The 16,084-nt window shown below is 38.9% G+C and carries 9 protein-coding genes; 2 read left to right on the forward strand and 7 right to left on the reverse strand.

The features are described from left to right. Positions 1 to 614 precede the first annotated feature (614 nt). The gene (locus H344_RS22020; protein ID WP_205667200.1) at positions 615 to 1,814 is read left to right on the forward strand and encodes an NPCBM/NEW2 domain-containing protein; all 1,200 of its coding nucleotides are present in this window, start codon (positions 615 to 617) and stop codon (positions 1,812 to 1,814) included. 32 nt (positions 1,815 to 1,846) lie between these two features. After that, positions 1,847 to 3,391, forward strand: coding sequence for a S8/S53 family peptidase (locus H344_RS22025; protein WP_205667202.1), 1,545 nt, complete (start codon positions 1,847 to 1,849; stop codon positions 3,389 to 3,391). 140 nt (positions 3,392 to 3,531) lie between these two features. Here H344_RS22025 and H344_RS0115810 read toward each other — a convergent pair whose 3' ends face one another. From H344_RS0115810 to H344_RS0115840, 7 genes are all read right to left on the reverse strand, one after another. Further along, positions 3,532 to 5,973 (reverse strand): Ig-like domain-containing protein, encoded by a 2,442-nt coding sequence (locus H344_RS0115810; RefSeq protein WP_157378338.1) that lies wholly within the window; start codon positions 5,971 to 5,973, stop codon positions 3,532 to 3,534. A gap of 463 nt (positions 5,974 to 6,436) precedes the next feature. Then, complete coding sequence (locus H344_RS0115815) at positions 6,437 to 8,923, reverse strand: SprB repeat-containing protein (RefSeq protein ID WP_026811184.1); 2,487 nt, start codon at positions 8,921 to 8,923, stop codon at positions 6,437 to 6,439. A gap of 258 nt (positions 8,924 to 9,181) precedes the next feature. Continuing rightward, positions 9,182 to 10,426 (reverse strand): gliding motility-associated C-terminal domain-containing protein, encoded by a 1,245-nt coding sequence (locus tag H344_RS0115820; RefSeq protein WP_240485002.1) that lies wholly within the window; start codon positions 10,424 to 10,426, stop codon positions 9,182 to 9,184. 36 nt (positions 10,427 to 10,462) lie between these two features. Next, a complete protein-coding gene (locus tag H344_RS21225; protein ID WP_051254366.1) occupies positions 10,463 to 12,139 on the reverse strand; it encodes a collagen-like domain-containing protein in 1,677 nt (558 codons plus the stop codon). A gap of 29 nt (positions 12,140 to 12,168) precedes the next feature. Continuing rightward, complete coding sequence (locus tag H344_RS0115830; RefSeq protein ID WP_026811186.1) at positions 12,169 to 15,225, reverse strand: hypothetical protein; 3,057 nt, start codon at positions 15,223 to 15,225, stop codon at positions 12,169 to 12,171. Positions 15,226 to 15,265: 40 nt separating this feature from the next. After that, the gene (locus H344_RS0115835) at positions 15,266 to 15,724 is read right to left on the reverse strand and encodes a hypothetical protein (protein WP_026811187.1); all 459 of its coding nucleotides are present in this window, start codon (positions 15,722 to 15,724) and stop codon (positions 15,266 to 15,268) included. 71 nt (positions 15,725 to 15,795) lie between these two features. Further along, a partial coding sequence (locus H344_RS0115840) for a transposase (RefSeq protein ID WP_026811188.1) occupies positions 15,796 to 16,084 on the reverse strand: 289 nt, incomplete at its 5' end.

A 16,084-nucleotide genomic window follows, 5' to 3' on the forward strand; every position in this document is an offset into this window, starting at 1 on the left:
TGTCCACGCCCACTGTTTCCATTATTTTCATAATTTTATGGTGTTTAAAAATGGTTGCGTTGACTAACACCTTTAGTAGGTAGAGACTGAAATTCTATTTGGTCCTTGCAACCGGGTTAATAAAGAACGGGGACTAATACAGGCGATAGGCCATAAACCTAGAACGACACAAAGTTCACCCCGTTCTTTTTCAATTATGGTTATTAACAAAGTTAAACTTATCAACAAAGAAAAAAGAAGCAAAAAAAGAAATCTCATCATCATAACTATTATTCTTTTTTGTATTCCTTTTATTTACTAAATATAACTTTATAAATCTAAAGGAAAGATTCGGGCAAGACAGCCTCGGAGCATTTAAATCTCAATTATCGAGTATAACCTCAAACACCTGTTTCATTTCATATTGAATCGCGACTATTCTGTTATCTTCTTTATGAGTACCCTCTCTTTTATTAAATATTGTCTAAATTTAATTTAACAATGAGGATATTAGTGTTCAAGAATCAGCCTTGTTTTAGGATATTACTAGCGCAAATTTTAAGGGTTCAACACAATTCCTGATAGATTTTTATAGGAATATAAAGAAGTAAATAATAAGAAATAACCGAAGAAAAATGAGATTTAAATTAGCCTTGCTTTTTACTTGTTTGATGCTATTTATTGGTGTCGCCCAAAACAACATCAACATCGAAGAAATACACATTTCCATGGGACTGCAAACCTATAGTGCCCCAGTTAAGAACAAAGCAGTAACGGGTGAAGCGTTATCGGTAGCAGGCGTTGAGTATAAAACTGGAATTGGAGTGCATTCCCAATCGAGTTTTAAAATTAAAGTTAATGGTGGAAGTCAATTTACTGCAAAAGTAGGTATAAACGATTCCAATATAAATTATGATTTGGAAAGTATTACCTCCATTCCGCTAACGGATGGGAAGCGTATGTTTTATAATATAACCGATACGGAAAAACAGTTTATAGGGGTTGAGGGGAAAGATGGAAAGGTAGACAAAGGCTCGGTAATCTTTAAGTTCCTAAACAACGGGGAGAAATTCTATAATAGTGGGATTATGAAAGCAGGGGATCCTGCCAAGGAGATTGATGTAAAAATTAAAAGGGGTACCCTAGAAATGATAGTGGATGATGCTGGTGATGGTAAAAGCGGTGACCATGCGGTATGGATACATCCAAAAATCAACTATTTTGAAATCCCTCCTATTATGGTGGCGTATGACTATATAGGGGAAACACCAGTACAATCAAAAGAAATTAACACTAAGCTAAAGAAACTGCTTGCTGCCTTACCTGCGATTAAAACACCATTAAAGCAACCAGAATATGATTGGCTAATAGATAACGAAAAAGCAAAAGCAGAAGTATATAGAAGTGACAATGGCAAGGATATCATAATCTCCAATGGTCTAGTGGCTAGGGTATTTAGATTATTCCCCAATTTAGCAACGGTAGACTATGTTAACCAAATGACTGGAGAAAGCCTTTTGCGAAGTGTTTCCAATGAAGGTACCTTGATTATAGACGGTAAGGAATATGCTATTGGAGGATTAAAAGGTCAGCCTGAATTTGCTTATACCTTATTAGAATGGATAGACGATATGACCATAGATCCCAATTCGTTTTTAATTGAGGACTTCCGAGTTAAGGAGGTCAGTGATCGTTTGGAATGGAAGCGTGTACGTTGGGCTTCCAATCCAGATATGCCCAGCGGTAAGGAATTAATCTTCACCTTATCTAAGGATGATATTGTGGTAAAAGTCCATTATGTAATGTTGGCATTCCCACCCTTAGCAAGTGGATAGAAGTCATTAATGAGGGGGACTTATTGGTTCAGTTGAACGAATTTAAGCTAGAGCAATTAGCCATGGTAGAAGGTGAGAGTCTTGTGGATGTACCAAAACATTTTGAAAAGCCAAATATCCATATCGAAACAGACTATGCCTTTGGAGCAATGCAACAAAAGACATCGGATAAAACTACCTTTTGGGAACCAGACCCACGCTATACCTCCCAAACCAACTATCCTATGCAATTACCGGTTATGTTAGAGGTAAGGCCACCATTGGGACCAAATGTGGCTATTGCAAAGGGGGATACAATCACGACTTTTAGAGTTTGGGAAACGCCATTTGATAGTTTTGATAAAGAGCGAAAAGGATTGTTTATTAGAAAAATGTACCGCACAATTTCTCCGTGGACCACAGAGAATCCCATTTTTCTCCATCTTACTTCTACAGATCCCGCTACAATAAAGTCGGCTGTAGATCAGTGTGCCGAAGTAGGGTATGAAATGATAATTTTAAGTTTTGGCAGTGGGCTGAATATGGAAAAGGAATCTCCTGAATATTATGCAGAATTTAAGGAGTACGTGGATTATGCCAAATCTAAGGGCATTGAACTTGGAGGGTACTCCTTATTATCTAGCAGATGGATAAGCGATGAGGTAGATGTTATAAATCCTGAGACCGGAAAACGCGGGGGAATGATTTTTGGCTCCTCCCCTTGCCTGTGTTCCGATTGGGGTTATGATTATTTCAGAAAGATAAAAACGTTTTTAAATGAAACGGGCATGAGTGTTTTTGAGCATGATGGGTCGTACCCCGGAAATGTATGTGCCTCAACAACACATACCTATCACAATGGCTTGGAAGACTCCCAATGGAAGCAATACGCCCAAATTCAAGGTTTGTATAAATGGATGCGGTCTGAAGGTATTTATATGAATGTTCCAGATTTCTATATCAATTCGGGAACCAATAAAACGGGAATAGGTTATAGGGAGGTGAATTGGTCCCTTCCTAGAGAGCGACAACTAATCCTGGGGCGTCAGAATATATACGATGGCTTATGGAAAACCATCCCTAGCATGTCTTGGACTTTTGTACCCTTAACCGAATACCACGGTGGTGGCGCGGCAGCTACTTTAGAGCCATTAAACGACCATTTGGTTGACTATGAGAGCCATATGATGCAGAACTACGGATCCGGAGTACAAGCGTGTTATAGAGGGCCACGCCTGTACGACACTCCAAAAACAAAAGCCGTAGTTGCCAATGTAATCAACTGGTACAAAAAGTACAGGGATATCTTAAATAGTGATGTTATTCACTTAAAAAGGCCTTCTGGAAAGGATTGGGATGGGATTATGCATGCGAATCCCAAATTAAAGGAAAAAGGCTTGGCAATGCTTTTTAACCCCTTATCTAAAGAGATCGTCAGGGAGATAAAACTTCCATTATATTATACCGGATTAACCAAAACTGCCAAGGTTAGAGAAAAGGAAGGAAAGGTTAAAAGCTATCAACTGAATAGGGATTATGTAATTACGGTAAAGGTCACTATTCCGGCTAATTCCTATACCTGGTTGGTGATAGAATAATTGCTGTAGCGGTGGATAATTAGCAAAACATCATTGCTGTAAGTTTACTTTTCTATAGAAGAATAGAGGCTTTTAAAATAGGTACTTAATCTAAGAGATCATATATGGACCGCTGTTTACCATCGGTGGCAACGACCTAATTAATTGCCTTTAACTTTATAATATATATGTGGGTTGGTAATTATTATCCTTCGTCTAATGGTAACCGCAGAAGTAGAGGTTTCCATAGCACACACATTATTAGGATGTGTAATAGTAAGCACATATTCCCCTGCATTCTCCATATTTACTTGACCCAAATTAAGGGTCGGACTATTAGTGCCAACTGCAATTGGGCCACTACCATCATCAAAGGTCCAAGCATATTGTAACCCATCATTGGCATTACCTGGGGTACCATATATAGGAGCATAAGGTGGTGTTGTTTGGTAAGCGGTGGCTCTATCTGCTGTGGTATTGGAGGTTAGGGTTACGTTATCCCCAATATTATAAGTACGGGTAGCTTCCGGTGTTGTTCCTAAATTTATTCTAACGGCCGTAGTTACCGCATCTGTGGTTGCCTGACCTCCGTTAGCGACTAAAGGAACACCATCTGCATCTACCCCTCCTGTAAGTCGGCCATAACCGTCCACATCATCATTGGTAAAATTACCAGCAGCTTCAATTGCATCTGGACATCCATCCCCATCACTATCGGTATCCAGTGAATCTGGAATACCATCTCCGTCGGTATCTAAAGGTTTACAAAAATCGTGTACTTCGGCAAATCGAATAGAGGAGTTCCCTCCACGAACATGGTAGGAGGTTATTTTAATTCTTGAAATCAATTGACCAGAAAAGTCAAAGATAACGGAAGCAAGACCGTCATCCGCAACATTGTCTCCATTTGGTGTAGTATCTGGATCATCAATTGTTGTAAACATATTATGATCTGGATGTACCACTTGGGTACCTACACTTTTCACATAGTGACTTACAAAGTTATTATCTGTAACTCTTTTTAATATTATGAGGTTTCCATGCTGGTCGTACACATCTACCGTTACCTCTTCTTTTTCATCCAGGTCTGTTATTTTAAATTTCCCTCCAGAGATGGCAGTAGGTAATCCTGTACTTGTTTCAACAAATTCTATATCTATAGAGGCTGTTTTCTTTTTCCCAACCCTCAATCTAAAAAGCTGCCCTTGACCATTAGGAGGGTCATAATTTCTTCTTGAAATTCTATTGTCACCCCCAGTAGATTCCATATAAAATGTATAATTAGCACTAATCCCAGGCACCGAAGTTGGTTTAATTCCATTATCTGCTGCTGTATAGTCGTTTCCAACAGGAAATTGAGTCGCAAGATCTAAGTTACCATTTCCCCCTCCTGGTCCACAGCCTTCAATACTATTTAGGATACCATCATTATCAGAATCTAAATCCTCAGAATCATGCAATCCATCGCCATCCGTATCTGGTATCACCATAATACGAACCGTTGCCGTATCGCAAGTAGTTTGGTTTGGAGAGGGCAAGCATACCTGATATTCAAAACTATCAACCCCTGTAAAATCGGAATCAGGGGTGTATTCAAAGCTACCATCAGAATTAAAGGTTAAACTACCATTGCTAGGGCCAAATCCAATAGCAGTAAAAGTAGACCCTGCTGGAACAGGATCGTTTAGGGCCACATTACCATTTAATAGGGTTTGGTTCCATATGGTTTCTATTTGATCACTAGCAGCATACGATTGAAGTATAAAAAACTTCCCATCTCCGTGATCTCTTGTGGCGGCCGTAATTCGCACACTTTTTATTAGCGAGCCTATTGGCGCAAGATCTTTTAGGTAAAATAAAGCAATACCTATAGTATTGTTTCCCTCTAAAACACGATCGGACAACCAATAATCCGAATTGGAATTTGGCGGATTAACAGCTCCAGGAGTACCTATATTCCCTGAAGAACCAGTCCCTCCAAACCCCCAACTAGTATTATCATGTCTAACAAAGGTCTGACCTAAAGATCCGTCTGGACCTCCATCTGCTGGAGTACCAAACACCTCTATATGAAAACAGTTATTTGCATTTCTCTCAGTAATGGCTACAATCCCTCCATTATTAGACGGTATAGCATTCTCGTAGGTTAAAGTCTGTCTTTGTGCCTGTGTATCCGTTGCTACCGCGTTGAAATTATTACACATATCAACACCATTTGGATTTGCCTCAAAATAGTGATTTAGATTTTTATCTTGAAATGCTGCTAATGCTTTAGCATTCCAATCTGGACGATCAACACTACTATTTGATTTTATAGTTGCTCCGTTTTCCCTAATAGTATTTTTGTCTGGTTGTAATCCTTCTTTCGTCAATTCATAACCCGTAGGAGCCACAAATAGATTATAAACTTTTTCATCTACAGTAATACTTTTTATTGTAGAAGGCTGTGTACCATTAGTTTGGTTCGTTTCCCACTGAAACGTAACACCCGTTCGAATACTGGGTGCATTAGTTTGCGCAATTACAGATGCTATAGACAATAGGAGGAAGAATAAAACAAGAAATAGCAGTCTTATATACGAAAATCGGGAGGTGATTTTCATAATATTGAATTGATAAATCCAATGTTTAGCTTCACTATACACTTCCTTTTTATTTAAATATAACTGAGGTTGATGGTTCAATTATTAGTATGGTTTAATTAGTTTGAATCTCTACCTATTCCTTAATCTAAAAAGGACTATTATACTTAGTAACCCTCCAAACTCTTTTAGTTTCTGTATAGGTTAAATAGTCTTTAGCTGCATTTGTAGCATCTATATATAGCTATTTATATAAAAAAATAGGGTCCTTACTTTATCGACCTATAAAAACATCAGATTAAATACAACGCAAGATTAGTATAGATATTGTAGGGATAGAGCAATTAGGGACAATACCAAGTAATTTATTATTTGAGTTCACAGGCTCCACCACTAGTATTTGGAAGGCTGCAAATTAGTATAGACAAGTTATTACAAAAACCTATTTAGTGCTATAACAATGGTGAAAGGATTTTTGTTTTTACTACTTAATCACTCTCTGATAGATATGCGGGTTTGTGATTACATAGCGTACTAATCCTTTAAACGTCTTTGTTTCTTTATGGGTAACACCTTCAGAACCTTCATGGGCTATAGCTTGTAAACTATATTCGCCACTAGTTGCAGGAACTGTCCAAGCATATTCATAGGTTTTATTACACCCTGCTGAAGCAACTTGTGTTGCTGCAACTGTTGTAGAACTTGCATTGGGGCCTGTAATTATAAAATCTAAACCTGTAATATCATAAGCGCCAAAAGGATCACTAACCGTAGTTCTTAGATAAACGGTTTTTCCTACTACGCCTTCCTCTGGGTTAATTATAGATCCTCCACCATTTACAAAAGAATCATCATAAAAATCGTATGCATCTATATTTATATAGGTAGAAGTTGGTAGTTGTATTTTTGAAGGATTAGTTGCACTATCGTAATCAATGGTAAATGCAACTCCTATTTCATTATTAGTAATTTCCATAACAATACTTGCCCCTGTAGGTATGGTTATTTCACTTGGAAGGGTACCTGTCCATATAAGTTTCGAGTTGTCCCAAGTAGGGTTATTAAGTGTAATAATATGGGTTGGTGTTGCACCGTATTGTAAAGTTGCGGTTATATCAGGATTAGATGGCATAGATCCGCTTGTTACTGTCGCAAAGGTTTCTACACGTATAGTTTCGGCCGCAGGTATAGTAAGGGGACTACACATAGCAGGGGTTTGAGTAAAGGTTTCCTTTCCCGGAGTCCTTGGCAAAGGGTACTCAATTGCAATATCATCCAAAATTATATGATTATTGTGATCATGGTCATTAAAAATAAAACGTATTCTAGTTTTTGCCTTACCTGCGATAAGGTCATATGAATAACTCCCCCCTTCAACCACTGAATTATAATTAATGACACCTAAGTGGTTATAATCCCCGTCATTGTATGAAACTTCAACCCCTATTTCGTTGGTTTTACCACTGTGTAAATTTTTTTTAGATACTTCAAATTTTAATTTAGCTGTAGGAACATTACTTAGATCTGCATCCCTATAGATGAAACCTTTTTTTTGGGTGTGCTTTACAAATTCAAACCTTAACCCTGATGATACAACTCGAATTTTACCCGAGGAAGCGGAATTATCATCATTCATCTCTATCCAATCTCCATCCCATTTTAATGATCCCGTACTGTTGTCTCCATTATAAGCAACTGTATTGAATTGATCTAATATAGATTTATATTCAACCGGAGAATGCTTTAGAGGCGCCGTAGTTGATTTTGTATTGTCTGTTGTTCCTGCATTTGCTGGATCTATCCTATCCAAGCCTTGATCTGGACCTGTTAGGTATAAATATTTTTGTACCACATCTAGATTTCCTTTAAACTCCATTATAACAGAAGAGGTTGCTGTCTGATTACATGCATCTGTTACGGTAACAGCATAGGTGCCAGCACTAAGACCAGCAAGATCCTCTGTAGAAGCATAGGAGTTACCATCTTTGGTCCAAGCATAAGTATAATTTGCCGCTCCGCCATTTACCGTTAAATCAATAGCACCATCACTTGTGCCGCTCCCACTTAAATAGGTGGCGTTTAAACTTAGGGATATAGATCCGGAGTTTCTAACTATTAAAGAATCATTATAATACGCCTTAACATCATTAGCATCCGTAACACCCACTTTGTAGGTACCTGCTGCAAGTCCGGTTATACTTAGTCCACTCCCTGTAGTTACACCACTAGCACTACTCAATTCATATTCATAGGTATATGGAGCATCTCCCCCTGAGACAGTTAAATTAATAGCCCCATTATTCGCACCAGGGCATGACTCATCGGTAACTGTTGCATCAACGTCCATCCCAATAACAGCTACTTCTACATCATCTATCCACCAATATTCACTTGTTAGATGATGTAATTCAGAACCAGTAGTAATCTTAATGCGTGTTGCAGATCCTCCTAAATATTCTTCAGGTATAGATATACTTACTGTTGATGCTGGATCAGGGCTATTACCTGTACTTGTTATCGTTTCGAGAGTTATATAATTCCCATCATTTTCAGGATCAATTTGCACCAATATATAATCATTATCATCTACTAATTGATGATAGTCATACTTAAAGGTTAGGGTTGCAGATATAGCCGTACTTAGATTGATTAACCTATAAGCTCCAGTATTATTATTGCTTAGTTGTAGAAAGTTTGGTTCAAAATCACATTGATCAAACCTTAATATTGGAGTCATTGTAGATTGACTTATCACTATAAACTCGGAAGAATTTTCACCTTCACGAATCCAACTATTATTTGCCCAACCAGAGCCACTCATTGCCCCACCAAAAACACGAGCTGGAACATCAAAACCATCAGTAGCGGTAAAACTTTGCCCATTCGCAGCACTAGGGAACACAAACAACAATACAGCTGCAATAGCTGTTAATATTGTTTTGCATAAATGAATAGCATAATTCATCTTCATCTTAGTCACTATTTCGGTCTTTTCCTCTTATTATAATTAGTTGTGAAAATCTATTTAACCTCAGCTTTACTCCCCTACTCTATAAATAATTGCAGGTTACATAAGGTTGTGGTTCATCTTCTAACTCAAGCTTTTAGTTTTATAATTCTTGCCTGACTTACCCTAACGGCATTACATCGCTCTTTATTGTATTGCAAATCTTGTTGCGTTTTACCTCCTTCCTTAGATAGACACTCCCTTAACTATTAACCGTGTCATTTAATCGGTAATTAGGTATAGGTAACCCGTTTGTTTGTATCTAGTATTCGCTGACGGATCCCCATATTCATAATCTACCATATAGAAATAGGTTCCTGTGGGCAGTTGTCGTGATCCATTCACTGTTAACCTCCCAGTAGAATAGCCTTTAAACACCTCTCCATTTTCCCCATAGTTATTAGACTCGAACACCTTTACTCCCCAACGGTTAAAAATTTGAACTTTTAAATCCCGAATACAGTCGGTCTGCCCTGCATCTATAACGAAAGAATCGTGAATACCATCTCCATTTGGGGTAACTGCGTTATAAACCGTTAAGCCACAGGGAAGGATATCGGCCTCATTTAAAATTCCGAACGTATATATCCCATAACCGGTTACGGCTGTAGTAACAGTCTGATTGCTCATATTAATGTTCCCTCCTTCATTTATCCATCTGTTAGAGGCTTCATTCCAGCGTACTACGGTTAATGCGTTCTGTGCTGCTGCCGCTATAAATTCTGAGGGAGTGGTATCATTACTCCATGAGAGTGTGATAAGTATATCGTCCTTATTATCAGATTCTTTTTCTATACGCCAGTATTCTTGGTGGTCGATTGCGTCTAGCGAATTTACTTTCTCACTATGTGGGTATAGCGCATCTGAGTTTTCATAAAAGAATTTAGCGGTATAAAGACTAGGCGCATTAAGTTCCGAACTCCCAGCAAAACGATAGAAGCCCCCATCGCCAATAGGAAAGGTAAATTTATCGGATCCCGCTTTATAGACCATTCCATCAATATGACTTTCGTTTGAGGTGTTGGCATGAGATCCTGTTCTACTAAAGGTAATACTACCCCCAAAATTGTCGTTATCTACAATACCCTGGTAGAAGTCGGATACTCCACTTATATCCAAGGCCCCTGAAAGTTGAAATGGTGCCGGATTGCTGTTGTTGTTAAAAAAAACATCATAGAGGTAGCTCACCTTTGTACCTGTAAGCTGCTGTACTGCATTGCCAACAAACTGGGTAAAACCAGTTTCCCCATAGTAATCCAAAATACCATCGTTATTAAAGTGGTTGTAAATAAACGCTTCCCCATCATTATAAAACTCACCGCTCTCCTTATTATCAAATCGCTCTACTGTAGCGAATTTAGTGTCTTTACTAACATACAACACCCCAGAATTGGTCGTCTGTCCCCGTAAGCCTGTAACGGCAAGGAGCATAACTAGGAGACTATATATAAAAGTGCGTTTTATCATTTAACTTTTTGGTGCAAGCGGGGCTTAAATATCTTCTTATTCCTTAACTACAAATACTATAGTCATAAAAGAAGCTTGAGTTGCATTACTATTGATAGTATAGGATAACAATCCATTTGCATCTATAGAAACACCTGAGAATACATTCGTATCATAATAGGTGATATAATATTCCAATTCATTCGCGAGCAAGGTTGGTATCCCTTGAGTAGCACCAGCACTACTAACCAAGTTTGGGTTACCTGTCCCTGTAAACTGTGCCTCATATTCTGCATAAAGGTCTTTTGTATACGATCCATTCTGAGAAGTATCAAAAATAATAGGAGGCATATAGAAGAACTTGGGCATAGCAGATTTTACTTGTCTTAACGTACCATCAGCTTCTGCTACCACTAATTTATCTGTTGTAGTACCTGTTTGCAAACCAGCTATTTTAAGGGTGTTGGTGGCACCGGTTGTAATAGTAGTAGAATTATCTAGACTTCCTCCTAATTGCACATTACCACCCGTTTTGGTTAAACCATTATTGGCTGTAACACTAGCATCGGTACCATCTTGAGTCATAATTACCCAATTGGCACCATCATATATATATGATTTGCCGTCTGCTGTATTATAGTATGCATCATTCTCTACTGGGGTTGCAGGTACTGTGTTAGACGCTCCTCTCCAATTGATCCCTTTACCATCGGCTCCATCTTGACCAGCGGTACCAGGATCTCCTTTTAGGCCTTGTATTCCCTGAATACCTTGCTCTCCTTGTAAACCTTGTGGTCCAGTTGCACCTGTATCTCCTTTTGGTCCAACAGGACCTTGATCGCCTTTATCTCCTTTTAGTCCTTGTAGGCCTGTTGCACCTTGTGGACCTTGAGTTCCAGGTTCCCCTTTTGGTCCAGCAGGTCCTTGTGGTCCTTGCGGCCCCGTTAAATCTGATGTTGTAAAAGTAGAACCATCGGTATAAGTAAAGGTATAGGTACCATTGCCATTATCAATTGTTGATGCAATTCCGTTTCCATCGGCTCCATCTTGACCAGCTGCTCCAGTATCTCCTTTTACACCCTGCATTCCTTGTATACCCTGCTCTCCTTGTAAACCTTGTGGCCCAGTTTCACCTGTATCTCCTTTTGGTCCAACAGGCCCTTGTAATCCTGTTGCACCTCGAGGACCTTGTGGTCCTTGAGCACCAGTTTCACCCTTCTCTCCCTGTATACCCTGCTCTCCTTGTGGACCTTGTTCTCCTTGTGGACCTTGAGGTCCAGGTTCCCCTTTTGGTCCAGCAGGACCTTGTGGTCCTGCAGCTAAATTGACAGTAACACTGATATTATTTTCATTGGTGTAGGTTATGGTTCCATCTCCATTATCAGTTAGTGATGTAACAGTCTCCAGATCTTTGATATCATCCTGCTCTGCAAATCGCACCCACCTATCCGTATCCCAATAGTAAAACCCAGGACTCACCCCATTAGCACCTGTAGTCGTGTTTTCATTGTACACCATTAAGGATTGTGCTACGGGTGTAATTACCGGAGCCGCAACAGCAGTACTTGTTAGCATAACCCTAGGAATCAAGAATCCTCGTTTCCCAGACGCCAACTCCATTACGGCCGATTTATCCGGTGCGTTTGTTCCCAGGCCTTCTTGCGCCGAGATTTTGTTAGAACTCAATGCAAGCATCACCGCTACCCCTATATATTGTAATATAAGTTTATTCATGTGGTCTCTTCCAGAGAGAATTTATTTAATTAATTACTTCCTACTACCGACCAAGTACTTCCGTTAGATTTTAGAATCCACCCCTGATATGGCATAGCACCATAGATAGTGGTACCGTCAACATTTGGAATATTCACATAAGCATCTGGTTCAGTCGTATTCGCTATTTTCACATTGATTACCTGTCCATTTGCGGAGCCAGCAGCTGGTAGGGTAATGTCTATGTCATTATTTCCAATGGTAGCTAAAATAGTAATTTCTTGAACAAATTTGTTGTAACCAGTTATCCCAGTTACATCAAACGTACTTGTAGCTGCATACTCTAAGGATCTTGCTACCTTACGTAAAACTCCTGTTGATTCGTCTGCTAAAACAATAGAGGTTGAAGCATCGGTTGAATTTTGTAAACCTGTAATAGCTAAAGTTTTATCTGCAGCAGCTCCAATTACTGTATTCGTTTCTGTAAGATCACCTCCTAATTGAATATTGTTACCCGTTTTGGTTAGACCGTTGTCTGCTGTAACCGTGTTCCCTAGCGTATTTGGGTCAACCCATTCAACCCCACTATTATCAGCATTAGTTACCATAACTTGACCTGCTGCGGTACCTGGCGTAATATCTATTTGAGTATCAGCAAGAAGTGCTTTGGCTCCATCTGCTGAAACGGTTATACTGCTTGACGTAAGTGCTTTTCCTTGAGTTGCAGAAATATTATCCACATTTACAGTAGCTACACCATCAACAAAGTTTATTGTTGGGGTGGCATCCGCTTCTTTAACCACACCTAGCGTTGTTCCATTCGCATTATTCACATCGATGGTATAATCTATACCACCATTTGCATTTAAAGTTGTACCAGGGGTAACTGTAATTGGCGCAGTACCTGTAAAACTATCCTTATTTTTTAAGGCAGACTGATCTACCCAAGTAGCTTCACCAGTACTGCTAGTCACTAAAACTTGATTATTACCAGCATTTGCAATATCACTTGCTAATATGGTACCATCAGCAATTTCTGTTGTGGTTATACTTCCTTCTGCTATTTTTAGTTCTGTCTCTACCAAGACAGCATTTGCTAATGATGAATCTCCGTTTGTTCCAATTACGATTTTACCATCTGTACTTAAGGTTTTTCCTAAAGTTGTAGCAGATATTTCTTGATATGTCACTGAACCATCAGCGTTAACGGTTGGCACATAACCTTCCGTTACACCATCTGCATTTAATTTATCAGCAGTAATTTGCTTATTAGCAATATCCTCATTCAGAATAGTACCATTTACAATCTTATCAGTTGTAATGGCATCAGCTCCAACCTTTGCATTGGTCACAGCACCATCGGCTATCTTATCAGTTGTAATTCCACCGTCTTTAATCTGAATTTTAGCATCTCCTAATAATTTATCAACTCCATCTGTAGTATCGTAGAATTCTAGTCCGCCTTCAACAGTTAAATCTCCTTTAGAAGTATCTATTGTTGAAGCCAACTCATCAATAGCAGCTTGAACATCCTCAGCAACTAATTTTGAAGTTGTATTATCATAAGCAACGTTAGAAGCATTCATATCGATGCTACCGATAACGTCACCAGCTGCATCCTTAAATTCATAAATATTAGTAGTTGTGTTAAGAGAAACATCAACCGTCTTTACATCAAAAGTGATATCTGTACCGTCATTATTGCTAAAGGTATACGTACCATCTCCCACATCGGTCAAGTTTGCTTTGGTAATCGTACTTAAAACAGTACCATCATCAGCAACTAAATTAAAAGAACCATTAGCAGTATCCACTAATTCAACGCCTCCTCCTTCAGTTAACTTAACTACAATCTCATCCAGGGCCGCTTGAACATCCTCAGCTAATAATCCTGAAGTTGTATTATCATAAGCAACATTAGAAGCATTCATATCGATGCTACCTATTACAGCACCAGCAGCATCTTTAAATTCGTAAATATTGGAAGTTGCGTTAAGAGAAACATCAACGGTCTTTACATCAAAAGTGATATCTGTACCGTCATTATTGCTAAAGGTATACATACCATCTCCCACATCGGTCAAGTTTGCTTTGGTAATCGTACTTAAAACAGTACCATCATCAGCAACTAAATTAAAAGTTCCATCTTCCTTATCTACTAAATTTACACCACCACCAGAAGTTAAGTTACCTACAATCTCATCTAAAGCTGATTGAACATCCAAAGCAGCCAAACCTGAAGCCGAATTATCATAATCAATATCTACTGCATCAAAATCGATCGTTACCCCAGTTGCTCCAGTGATAACATTACCTGCTGCATCAACCTCACTTTCGTTGTAGTAGGTGAATGATCCGTCTGCGTTTACCTCTAATTTCGTAATAGTTTCATTGGCAGCAACTAAAGTTCGAGGTGAAACTACTTTTAGCACTCCGTCTGCTCCCATTATTACAATATTCTGGGTAGCACTATTGAAAGATGTTGTAGAGATATCCTCTAATCCTACAATAGCTAAAGTATTTCCTGTAGTTGTTATAATCTCAGTGGCACGGTCTAAAACTCCACCTAATTGCACGTCATTACCAACTTCTTGTAAACCATTACTCGCCGTAACAACATCTGCAATGAAATCTGCTGGATTTACCCATTCGGTTCCAGAACCATCGGATTTCGTCACCAAAACTTGTTTAGCAGCTCCAGCTTTCACAGCAACTTCATACTGAGTGGTATTACCATCTGGATTAGATTCAGTAACCGTAACGTTCTCCCCCTCAGTAACCGTTACTGTTTTTTCGGTAGCGTCAGATACAAATCGCACCCATTTGCCCCCTTGCCAGAAGTAGTAACCTGGAGTCACAGCAGTATTCCCAGCACCCGCAGTTGCTGTGTTATAGACTAAAAGAGATTCAGCCGGACTATTAACCGGAGTAGCTGCTGTTGTAGACGTTAGCGCTATACGCGGAATTAACAAACCTCGCTTTGAGGAGACGATATCTACCGCCGCCGATTTATCGGGTTGGTTGGTTCCAAAACCTTGCTGTGCAATAGCGTTTGACGTTGCTAAAAACGTAAACACAATTAAAACTGATTGGATTATTTTTTTCATAATCGTTGGGTATTAGGGGTGTGGTATATTTAATTTGGTATTAAAATTTGTTTATTATTTTCCATTCTACTCCGTTGGAAATAAGCTCCCAACCAGAATAGGGCAATGCTGTATATAATTCTGATAGGCCATCTATAGCGCCAAACACCATTAAGTAATAATTTTCATTTCCATCTTGTTTTTTAATTGTCAGTCTTTTTCCTTTATTTTCTGGAGTGGCATTAGGAAGTGTAATATTCACATGCCCCCCGTTGGCATTTCCTAAAATAATGGCGTCCTTTAAGGACACCGTGTAGGATACGCTAGTTTCTACAATCCTATTCAGATTGGTAAGATCTACGGATAACTCTCCGTCTTCGTTAATTTTTACCGTAGAATTGGTAGCGGCTTCTTTTACTACCCCTAAAGAAGCTCCAGAGGCTGTATTAACGTTTACCTTATAATTAATATTGTCTCCTACAGTTTCACTTTCTACCGTGGTATTCAGCCCATCTACCACAGTAGAGGTCTTTTGTTCCGCCTGTATTCTATGATTAAAAAAAGGATATCTACTTTAATTTATCAACAATCCTAAGCTGCATATTTCATAAGATTAATATAGGGTTCATTTCGCGTAATAACTGCAAACATTCTGGACACTAATTTGTTTCTAATAATATTGATTGTGCTCATCTTGTTTTTTCCTTCCTCCAGTCTCCTCTGGTAATATGCTTTCATTTCCGGATTATGCTGTAAGGCCGATTTTGCACATAGATCAAGTAGGCTCTTTATTTTCTTGTTGGCTAGGTTACTAACCTTTGTCCTGCCCCTTATACTGGTTCCCGATGTGTTAGGGAAGGGTGCTATGCCGCAATAGGAG

The organism is Arenibacter latericius DSM 15913, from assembly GCF_000424985.1.
Lineage (GTDB): Bacteria > Bacteroidota > Bacteroidia > Flavobacteriales > Flavobacteriaceae > Arenibacter > Arenibacter latericius.

Coding starts and splice junctions, on each gene's coding strand:
- H344_RS22020 (WP_205667200.1), top strand. CDS start 615: ATGAGATTTAAATTAGCCTTGCTTTTTACTTGTTTGATGCTATTTATT.
- H344_RS0115810 (WP_157378338.1), bottom strand. CDS start 5,973: ATGAAAATCACCTCCCGATTTTCGTATATAAGACTGCTATTTCTTGTT.
- H344_RS0115815 (WP_026811184.1), bottom strand. CDS start 8,923: ATGAAGATGAATTATGCTATTCATTTATGCAAAACAATATTAACAGCT.
- H344_RS0115820 (WP_240485002.1), bottom strand. CDS start 10,426: ATGATAAAACGCACTTTTATATATAGTCTCCTAGTTATGCTCCTTGCC.
- H344_RS21225 (WP_051254366.1), bottom strand. CDS start 12,139: ATGAATAAACTTATATTACAATATATAGGGGTAGCGGTGATGCTTGCA.
- H344_RS0115830 (WP_026811186.1), bottom strand. CDS start 15,225: ATGAAAAAAATAATCCAATCAGTTTTAATTGTGTTTACGTTTTTAGCA.